The sequence below is a fragment of the Alloalcanivorax profundimaris genome (genome assembly GCF_015265435.1).
Lineage (GTDB): Bacteria > Pseudomonadota > Gammaproteobacteria > Pseudomonadales > Alcanivoracaceae > Alloalcanivorax > Alloalcanivorax profundimaris.
Window position 1 is genome coordinate 68,109 of the sequence record NZ_JABJWH010000008.1, and the last position, 9,733, is coordinate 77,841.

Genomic DNA, 9,733 nt, shown 5'->3' on the forward strand with positions numbered 1-9,733 from the left:
CCGGGCCTTTCCGGCCCGGGCCACCCGCCCGGCGTTTTTTGACGCGCATCAAAACAATAAAGTTGACTGACTCATATAATTCTTAAAGCCCCCTCCATGGGGCTTTACCGATTATGGATTCCAGTCCGCAAGGAGCCACCGATGCCGTCCCCCGTTGAGCGTCCGCCTCTCGGTATTCTCATCCTGATCGCCAGCCCGAATATCCATGCCGACAACGCCGTCGGGCACACCATCGCCACGCTGATCGAGGACCTCGAGCGCCGCGACGTGACGGTGGTGACCGCCGGCAACAGCGACGACGCGGTGGCCATGCTCGCCTCGGAGCCCGCCATTCAATGCGTGCTGACCAGTTGGCGCCTGCCGGGCACCCATACCGCCCACGGCGCCTTGGAAGTCCTTTCGGAATTGCGCGCGCGCAGCACCGAGGTACCCGCCTTCCTGCTCGCCAGCCGGGAGACCGCGAAGACCATTCCCATGCGGGCCATGGAAATGGCCAGCGACTTCATCTGGCTGCTGGAAGACACCCCCTCCTTTATCGGCGGCCGCATCCTGGCCGCCGTGGAGCGCTATCGCCGCAACGTCCTGCCGCCCATGTTCGACGCCCTGGTACGTTTCTCGCGGGTCCATGAGTACTCCTGGCACACGCCCGGCCACCATGGCGGCGCCGCCTTCCTGAAGGCACCGGCGGGGCGCGCGTTCTTCGAGTTTTACGGCGAGAACATGCTTCGCTCGGATCTGTCCATCTCGGTGGGGGAGATGGGCTCGCTGCTCGACCACAGCGGCCCGATCGGCGCCGGCGAGCGCTACGCCGCCCGGGTATTCGGCGCCGACCGGACCTACTACGTCACCAACGGCTCGTCGACCTCCAACCGGGTGATCCTGATGGCCTCGGCGACCCGGGATCAGGTGGTGCTGTGCGACCGCAACTGCCACAAATCCGTCGAACACGCGATCACGCTGTCCGGCGCGGTGCCGTCCTATCTGGTGCCGATCCGCAATCACTACGGCCTGATCGGCCCGATACCGCCGGAGCGATTGACGGCATCGGCGATCCGCGACGGCATCGCCACCAGCCCGCTGTGCGCCGGGCTCGAGGACAGCGATCCGGTCCACGCCGTGATCACCAACTCCACCTATGACGGCCTCTGCTACAAGGTGTCCCGGGTGGAAGAGTTGCTGGGCGACAGCGTCGACCGCCTGCATTTCGACGAGGCCTGGTACGGCTACGCCCGCTTCAACCCGATCTATCGCGAGCGTTACGCCATGCACGGCGAACCCGGCGAGGATCGCGGCGACAAACCCACTTTGTTCGCCACCCAGTCCACGCACAAGTTGCTGGCCGCGCTTTCCCAGGCCTCCATGATCCATATTCGCGAAGGCCGCCGGCCGATCGAACACAACCGCTTCAACGAAGCTTTCATGATGCACGCGTCCACGTCGCCGCAGTACAGCATCATCGCCTCCAACGATGTCAGCGCCGCCATGATGGACGGCCCCGGCGGCGAGCGGCTCACTGGAGACGCCATTCGCGAGGCGGTGGCGTTCCGCCAGGTCATGGCGCGCCTGAACGCGGAATACGATGAAAAAGGCGAGTGGTTCTTCGGCGTCTGGCAGCCAGAAACCGCCGTCGACCCGATGAGCAAGGAACGCGTGCCGTTCCACGAAGCGCCCCTGGAACTTCTCGCCAGCACGCCACAATGCTGGACCCTGAACCCCGGCGACCGCTGGCACGGGTTCAAGGACCTGGAGGCGGATTACTGCATGCTCGACCCGGTGAAGGTGTCCATTACCACGCCGGGCATGGGCTTCGATGGCAAGTTGAAAGCCGACGGCATTCCCGCCGCGGTGGTCAGCGCCTATCTGGATGAACGGGGCATCGTGGTCGAGAAAACCACCGACTTCACCATCCTGTTTTTGTTTTCCATCGGCATCACCAAGGGCAAGTGGGGCACGCTGATCAACGCGCTGATGGCCTGCAAACGGGATTTCGACGCCAACGCGCCACTGCACCGTTGCATGCCCGGCTTCGCCGATCGCCATGGTCTGGACCCCGACCAGGGGCTGCGCACGCTGGCCCGGTCCATGTTCGATGCCATGGCGGCGTTGCGCACCACCGCGTTGATGGGTGAGAGCTTCTCGGCGTTGCCCACCCCCGACCTGTCACCGGTGCGGGCCTACGAAAAACTGGTGCAGGGGCAGGTTGAGCAATTGCCGCTTTCGGCCCTGGCCGGCCGCACCCTGGCCACCGGCGTGGTGCCCTACCCGCCGGGCATTCCCCTACTGATGCCCGGCGAGAACGCCGGCCCGGCGGACGGTCCGGTGCTCGGCTACCTGAACGCGCTGCAGGAATTCGACCGCCGCTTCCCGGGCTTCGAGCACGACAACCATGGCGTCGAGGTCATCGACGGGACCTACCACCTGTACTGCGTCAAGCAGGACTGAGCGGGGGAAGCGGCGATGAGCGTATCCGAGGAAAACAAGATCGGGCTGGTGCCGGTAACGCTGATGGTCGCCGGCAACATGATGGGCTCCGGCATCTTCATGTTGCCCGCCAATCTGGCCAGCGTGGGCAGCATTTCCGTGGTGGGCTGGTTGATCACGCTCAGCGGCGCCGTCGCCCTGGCCCTGGTGTTCGCCAAGCTGGCGATTCTCGATCCCGCCGCGGGGGGCCCTTATGCCTATGCCCGAAAAGCCTTCGGCGACTACATGGGTTACCAGACCAATCTGATTTACTGGCTGGCCAACGTGGTGGGCAACGTGGCCCTGGCCACGGCGGGCCTGGGTTATCTGTCCGGCTTCTTCCCCTCGCTGCACAATCCGCTGATCTTCGCCATCGCGCAGATCGCGGTGATCTGGCTGTTCACCTATTTCAATATTCTCGGCCCCAAAATGGTCGGCCGCGTGCAATCGATGACCACCATGCTGGCGCTTTTTCCGATTCTGGCCACCGCGCTGCTGGGCTGGTTCTGGTTCGACGGTCACACTTTTACCTCCGGCTGGAATGTCTCCGGCAAGAGTTCGGGGAGCGCCGTCATGTCCACGCTTACCTTCACGCTGTGGGCGTTCATCGGCGTGGAAAGCGCGTCGGTCTCGGCGGCGGTGGTCAAGAATCCACGGCGCAATATCCCCATCGCCACGGTGGGCGGCGTCATTCTGGCGTCGGTGGCCTACATTCTCAGCTCCTCGGTGATCATGGGCATGATTCCCAATCAGGAGCTGGTCGGTTCATCGGCCCCGTTCGCGGATGCCGCCCGCATCGCCTTCGGTGACACCGCCGCCAACATCGTGGCGGTGTGCGCGGCCCTGGGTTGCCTTGGCTCACTGGCCGGCTGGACGCTTCTGGTCGGGCAGTCCGCCAAGGCCGCCGCCGACGACGGTCTGTTCGGCAACATCTTCGCGCGCACCAATGCCAAGGGCGTTCCCTCCGCCGGCCTGGTCCTGGTCGCCGGGCTCATGAGCCTGCAGGTTCTCGCCACCATGTCGCCCACCGCCAGCGAGCAGTTCGGCAAAATCGCCTCGGTGGCGGTGATCATGACCCTGCTGCCCTATATTTATTCGGCCATCGCCCTGAAGGTGCTCGGCTATAAAAAAATGCCGCACCGGCAATACACCGTGTACACGGTCATTATCCTGTTCGCGGCCGCCTACAGCCTGCTGGCGCTGATCGGCTCCGACGGCGAACAAACCCGCTGGTCCCTGATCTTCGTGATCGCCACCATCGTGTTCTACGCGCTGGCGCTCAACCGCCAGCACGACATCGAGGAGGCGCGCAAAACACCCGGTGGCGTTTCTCCGCATTGGGTGCGGTATCTCACCCTCACCGTCACGCTGGTGGCGCTGGCGTTGATGTTCTGGCTGTCCGTGGGGCGCCATGACCATCTGCAACTCCGAGGCCGGGAAGCGATGGTTGAGCCCCCGGCGCACTCCGTCGACAGCCTTCCGGCCACCGACAGCACCCAGGGAGAAACCAGCCTTGAATAAAATGATTCGCCTGGGCGCGCTGATCGCCCTCGCCGGCGTGGCCACCGCGCCGCTGGCGCACGCCGACGACGACGAGCTGAACCAGCGCCTGGAAAGGCTGGAACGGCAGGTCCGCGACCTCAAGCAACAAATCGATGACCGGGAACTGGAAAACACCCGGAATCCGGCGGGCCGGGCCGACACCATCTCGCGGCTGGGGTCCGGCTCCGCCGCCTGGCCGCCCACCGCCGGTGGCGACAGCGGCGTGGAAGTCAAAGCCCATGGCTATATCAAGCTCGACGGCATCTATGACTTTCACGGTGTCGGCAACCGCGACCAGTTCGTCACCGCCAGCATCCCCACCCGTGGTGGCGGTGGCGACGACCACTTCGGGTTCCACGCCAAACAAAGCCGCATCGGCGTGGAGATCCTCGACCACGACACCGGTTCCCGAGGCGCCCTGGAAGTGGACTGGTTCGGCGACAGCGACGGCTATCAACTGCAACTGCGCCATGCCTACTTTCAGGTAAAGCGGCTGTATGCCGGTTACGGGTTCAGCAACTTCATGGACATCGATGCCTTCCCGGACACGCTGGACAACGAAGGCCCCGGTGCCACCGCCTACCGGCTACAGGCCGGCCTGCTGTACCGCCATCCCATGGGCGAGCACCATGCCCTGCTGTTGTCCCTGGAAGACCCGGACACCGAGCTCTACGGCGGTGGAGGCGAAAGCAGCGCGCCGGACGTGGTGTTCACCTATAAGCACCAGGGCGGGTACGGCCACGTGAAAATGTCCCTGGTGGGTCGCCGCCTGAGCAATGGTTCCGACAGCCGCCTCGCGGCCGCCGCCGGGCTCACCGGCACCCTGGCGCTCGGCGCCCAGACCCTCTCCTTCGGCGGCTACACCGGCGAGGGCTACGCGCATTACCTGAGCGACATCAGCGATAGCGGCTATGATGCGGTGGTGGAGGCCGACGGAGATCTGACGCCCCTGCGCGCCAGCGGTGGCTATCTGGGCGTGACGCATCCCTGGTCGGACCGGCTGCGCACCACCTTGGTGGCGGGCAGCCTGCACCTGGAACGCAACGACCTATTGGCCGACGATGAGTTTCGCGCCAGCCGCTATGGCTCCGCCAACCTGGTGTGGGACTACAACGACCGCCTGAGCACCGGTATCGAAGTGCTGCGCGGCCGCAATCGGGATCAGCAAGGTGAGACCGGCTACGCCACCCGGGTGCAAGCCAGCCTCACCTATGTGTTTCTGAAATAGGAATCGGTCAGAAACGATAGCTTGCGTTGCCGATCACCAGGCGCCGTTCGCCGTAACCACAGTCAAAGCCCGGCCCGCGACACCAGGAGATGAACTCCTCGTCGGTCAGGTTCTTGACGGTCACGTTGAAATCCCAGGGCCCGGTGGCATAACCGAGCATGGCGTCGTACAGGGTCTCGGACGGAATCTCCGGCCCGCCTCCACCGCCCACGGTATCGCCGATGTAACGCACGCCGGCGCCGATGCGGAAGCCGTTTTCCAGTTCGTACTTGCCCCAGACGTTGGCGACTTCCTCCGCCACATAGGGCAGGCGAACCCCGGATGTGTCGTCCTTGGCGTCCAGTTTGGTGTAGGTGGCCTGCACCGCCGCCCGCTCCCAGCTCTTGCGCACCGCCATTTCCCAGCCCTCAACGGTGGCGCCGGTCTGGCTCAGGCTTACCGGGCTGGTGGGGCTTGGCAGCACCCGGTTGGTTTCCTCGATATCAAACCAGGCGGCGGTAATGGAAAGGTCCTTGCGGGGTGACAGGTATTTAAAGCCCGCCTCACGCTGCTCGCCGGTGGTGGCGTCCAGGCTTTCGCCGTTCGCGGTGGTACCCAGGTTGGGCACGAAAGCCTCGGAATAGCTGATATAGGGCGACAGGCCGAAATCGAACCGGTACATCAAACCAAGGCGGCCGCTGGTCTCTTCATCATCACTTTCCGTGTTATCGCCACCAACCACGTACACCTTGTTGGTGCTGTCATCCCGGCGCAAAGCGCCGGAAACCACCACGCGACCAATCTCCACATGGTCGATGAGGTACACGCCGGTCTGCTTGATCTTGTTGTCGTTGGCGTCCTGGGGGTCGAGCACGCCGTAAGCCACGTCGCCGTATTGAGGGTTATAAACGTTGATCGGCGTGCCCGCTCCGGAAAAGACATTTTCCTCTTCCCACAGAGCGTTCTGCCGGTCCACGCCCAGAGCCAGTTTATGGCGGGTGGGCCCGAGAGAGATGTCACCTTTCAGTCGGACGTCGAAGTTGAAGATCTCCGTCTCCTTATCCGACATGTAGATGGTACGCGGCATATTGCCGTCGGCATCCGGAACCGCCCCCACGGTAGTCCAGTGCTCCCGGGTTTCCGAGCCGCTCTCCGTATAGCGGGCGGTCGCCGCCACGCCCCATTGGTCGGTGAACCGATGATCAACGAACAACGTGACCTCATCCTTGCGCCGATCATAGCGGTCCCAGTCCGGCTCGCCGACGAAGGTTTCCGAGCCGATCTCGCCTTTAGGGCCCGGCTCAATGGTGCCCTGGGAAGGCAGGAACTGAGCCGAGACCTTGCCGGTATCTTCCTGGCTGTTGAATAACACGCTGATGGTGGTGTCATCGGTGGGCAGCCAGGTGATCGACGGCGCGAACAGGTAACCGTCGTCGTCCACGTGGTCCACCTGGGTCCCGGTGTCGCGCTTCAGGGCTACCAGCCGGTACAGCAGCTTGCCGTCATCGGACAGCGCGCCGGTCACGTCCGCCGCCAGTTGCTGACGGTCATAGTTGCCCACCTGGGCATGCAACTCGCCTTGCTGCTTCGCCTTCGGAAGTTTGGAGACCCCGTTGATAATGCCGCCCAGTTCCGCCTGACCGTAAAGCACCGACGAGGGCCCCTTCAGCACTTCGATGCGCTCCAAGCCGAAGGTGTTCGGGCGCACCGTGTTGTAGGAGCCGTAGTTGGCGCGCAGGCCATCGACGTACAGGGAAGGATTGAGACCGCGGATCTTGGCGGAGTCGCCCCGCGTATCGAAACCGAAGTTGCCGGAATACACACCGGAAGTGTACATAAGCGCATGCTGAATGTTCTGGGCGCCGGTATCCTCGATGGTCGAGCGGTCGATGACCTCGATGCCGAAGGGCTGCTCTTCCACCGGCACATCCAGCTTGCCGGCCTGAGGGCGCTCGTCGGCGGTGATGTAGTCGTCGTCGGGGGCCTTGTCGGCCACTTCCACCGGCGCCAGGCTGCCGCTTTCCTGGGCCAGCAGGCCCGGCGACCAGAAGGCCGCCGACAGGGCGAGGACGGTCCCGGCGGCGCGGCGCGCGCCGCGCCGGGTGGGGGGAAAGGAATCCAGCATGATCAGGTCGCTCCCAAAACAATCTGTGTTAGACAACAGAGAATAGTAATGGTTCGCATTATACTTACCAGTTACGTATTGTTAAGTGCCGCGCCCCTCCCCGCCCGGCACCGCTAGGGAGTAAGCTGGACGGGGACGTTCGCCCTGTCATGCCTCTGTCACACTAATGTCATGGAATGGGAGGTCCCGCGCCCGCTTCAGGAAGAGACCATGAACGACATCGCCATCGACCCCAGCGCCATCGACCTGAACAACCCGGATTACTACATCAACCGGGAGCTGAGCCTGCTTCAGTTCAATCTGCGGGTGCTGGAACAGGCGATGGACGAGAACCATCCGTTGATGGAGCGGCTCAACTTCCTGCTGATCTTCTCGTCGAACATGGACGAGTTCTTCGAGATCCGCGTGGCGGGCCTGAAGAACCGCCTGGAAACCGGCACCGGCCAGCCCGGCCCGGACGGCATGCTGGCCCAGGAGATCCTCGACGAGATCGCCCGCGTCACCCACGAGGCGGTGCAGCGCCAATACCACATTCTTCAGGACATTCTGCTGCCGGCGCTGGCCGAGGAAGGCGTGCACTTTCTGCGGCGCGAGCACTGGACGCCCCAGCAGGCGGACTGGGTGAAAAAGTACTTCCGCGAGCAGGTCTACCCGGTGCTGACGCCGATCGCCCTGGACCCGGCGCACCCCTTCCCGCGTCTGGTGAACAAGAGCCTGAACTTCATCGTGCCGCTGGACGGGAAAGACGCCTTTGGCCGCTCCACCGGCCTGGCCATCGTCCCGGCGCCGCGCTCGCTGCCCCGGCTGATCCGGCTGCCGGAGCACATCTGCGAGGACGGCAACGACAACTTCATCTTCCTGTCCTCGATGATCCACGCCCATGTCAGCGACCTGTTCCCGGGCATGACGTCCACCGGCTGCTACCAGTTCCGGGTGACCCGCAACGCGGACCTGGAGGTGGATGAGGACGTGGAGGATCTGGCCAGCGCCCTGAAGGGCGAGCTGCTGTCACGGCGCTACGGCGACGAGGTGCGCCTGGAGGTGGCGGACAACTGCCCCCGCCACCTGATCGATTACCTGCTGGAGCAGTTCGAGCTCACCGAGCAGGACGCCTATGAGGTGAACGGCCCCGTGAACCTGGCCCGCATGTTCACCAGCGTCAACCGGCCGCGCCTGCACTATCCGCCGTTCACGCCGCGGATACCGGCGGCGGTGCGCAAGACCGAAAGCATCTTCGACGCCATCGACCAGGGCGACATTCTCATGCACCACCCGTTCGAGAGCTTCTCGCCGGTGGTCAACCTGCTCGCCGAGGCGGCCCGGGACCCCAAGGTGCTGGCGATCAAACAGACGCTCTACCGCACCGGCACCAACTCCGAGATTCTCGACCATCTGGAAACCGCCGCCCGCAACGGCAAGGAAGTGACCGCGGTGGTGGAGCTGCGCGCGCGCTTCGACGAGGAATCCAACATCGAGGGGGCACGGCGCCTGCAGGAAGCCGGCGCCATGGTGGTGTACGGCGTGGTGGGCTACAAAACCCACGCCAAGATGCTGCTGGTGGTGCGCCGCGATGGCGACGGCATCAAGCGCTACGCCCACGTGGGCACCGGCAACTACCACACCAAGACCACCAAGATTTACACCGACTACGGCCTGATGACCGCCGAGAAGGGGCTCTGCCAGGACGTGCACAAGATCTTTCAGGAGCTCACCGGCATGGGCAAGGCGGCGCGGCTCAAGCAGCTCAAGCATTCGCCGTTCACCCTGCATCCGAGCCTGATCCAGTGGATCAATTTCGAAACCGAGCAGGCCCGGGCCGGCAAGCCGGCGCGCATCATCGCCAAGTTCAACTCGCTCACCGAGGAACACATCATGCAGGCCCTGTACCGGGCCAGCCAGGCGGGGGTGGAGATCGATCTGATCGTGCGCGGCATCTGCTGCCTGCGGCCGGGCATCCCGGGCCTGTCGGAAAACATCCGCGTGCGCTCCATCATCGGCCGTTTCCTGGAGCACACCCGCATCTACCATTTCCACCACGCCGGCGAGGATCTGGTGTACTGCTCCAGCGCCGACTGGATGGACCGCAACCTGTTCAACCGGGTGGAAACCTGCTTCCCGGTGAACGACCCGGCGCTCAAGGCCCAGGTCCTGGAGCAGGGGCTCGGGTTCTACCTGCGCGACAACGGCCAGGCCTGGCAGCTCAACAGCGACGGCGGCTACAGCCGCGTGCGACCGGCGGAAGGGGAAGCACCCTTCCTCGCCCAGCAGGCCCTGCTCGGCGCCCTGGCCGGCGCCTGAGCGCCCTCGCCCTGCCCCCGCTCCTTGTATGTTCGATCTGGAGATTTAGGTAAGGTTTAGCCCGGTTACCGGGGAGGCCGTTCGCTCCTGGAAGCAGCGCA

The 9,733-nt window shown here is 64.3% G+C and carries 5 protein-coding genes; 4 read left to right on the plus strand and 1 reads right to left on the minus strand.

From position 1 onward, the window contains the following. Positions 1 to 141 precede the first annotated feature (141 nt). Genes HMJ39_RS05350 through HMJ39_RS05360 form a run of 3 tightly spaced genes read left to right on the plus strand, consistent with a single transcriptional unit; the run spans position 142 to position 5,230 of the window. Entirely contained in the window at positions 142 to 2,442 is a 2,301-nt protein-coding gene (locus HMJ39_RS05350; protein WP_194296546.1) for an Orn/Lys/Arg family decarboxylase, read from the plus strand. Positions 2,443 to 2,457: 15 nt separating this feature from the next. After that, on the plus strand, positions 2,458 to 3,981 hold the full coding sequence (adiC, locus tag HMJ39_RS05355) for an arginine/agmatine antiporter (protein WP_194296547.1): 1,524 nt from the start codon (positions 2,458 to 2,460) through the stop codon (positions 3,979 to 3,981). A gap of 1 nt (position 3,982) precedes the next feature. Further along, on the plus strand, positions 3,983 to 5,230 hold the full coding sequence (locus HMJ39_RS05360) for a DcaP family trimeric outer membrane transporter (RefSeq protein WP_228462173.1): 1,248 nt from the start codon (positions 3,983 to 3,985) through the stop codon (positions 5,228 to 5,230). Between the two features lie 7 nt (positions 5,231 to 5,237). Here the strand turns inward: HMJ39_RS05360 and HMJ39_RS05365 are convergent, their stop codons facing one another. Beyond that, positions 5,238 to 7,334, minus strand: a complete 2,097-nt coding sequence (locus HMJ39_RS05365; protein ID WP_194296549.1) for a TonB-dependent siderophore receptor — start codon at positions 7,332 to 7,334, stop codon at positions 5,238 to 5,240. A 210-nt stretch (positions 7,335 to 7,544) separates the two neighbouring features. On the opposite strand from HMJ39_RS05365, the gene ppk1 reads away from it, so the two are divergent. Beyond that, positions 7,545 to 9,632, plus strand: coding sequence for a polyphosphate kinase 1 (gene ppk1 / locus HMJ39_RS05370; protein WP_194296550.1), 2,088 nt, complete (start codon positions 7,545 to 7,547; stop codon positions 9,630 to 9,632). Positions 9,633 to 9,733: the final 101 nt, after the last annotated feature.

Excerpts from the sequence above, each read along its gene's own strand:
- HMJ39_RS05350 (WP_194296546.1), top strand. The coding sequence starts at position 142 with ATGCCGTCCCCCGTTGAGCGTCCGCCTCTCGGTATTCTCATCCTGATC.
- adiC (WP_194296547.1), top strand. The coding sequence starts at position 2,458 with ATGAGCGTATCCGAGGAAAACAAGATCGGGCTGGTGCCGGTAACGCTG.
- HMJ39_RS05360 (WP_228462173.1), top strand. The coding sequence starts at position 3,983 with ATGATTCGCCTGGGCGCGCTGATCGCCCTCGCCGGCGTGGCCACCGCG.
- HMJ39_RS05365 (WP_194296549.1), bottom strand. The coding sequence starts at position 7,334 with ATGCTGGATTCCTTTCCCCCCACCCGGCGCGGCGCGCGCCGCGCCGCC.
- ppk1 (WP_194296550.1), top strand. The coding sequence starts at position 7,545 with ATGAACGACATCGCCATCGACCCCAGCGCCATCGACCTGAACAACCCG.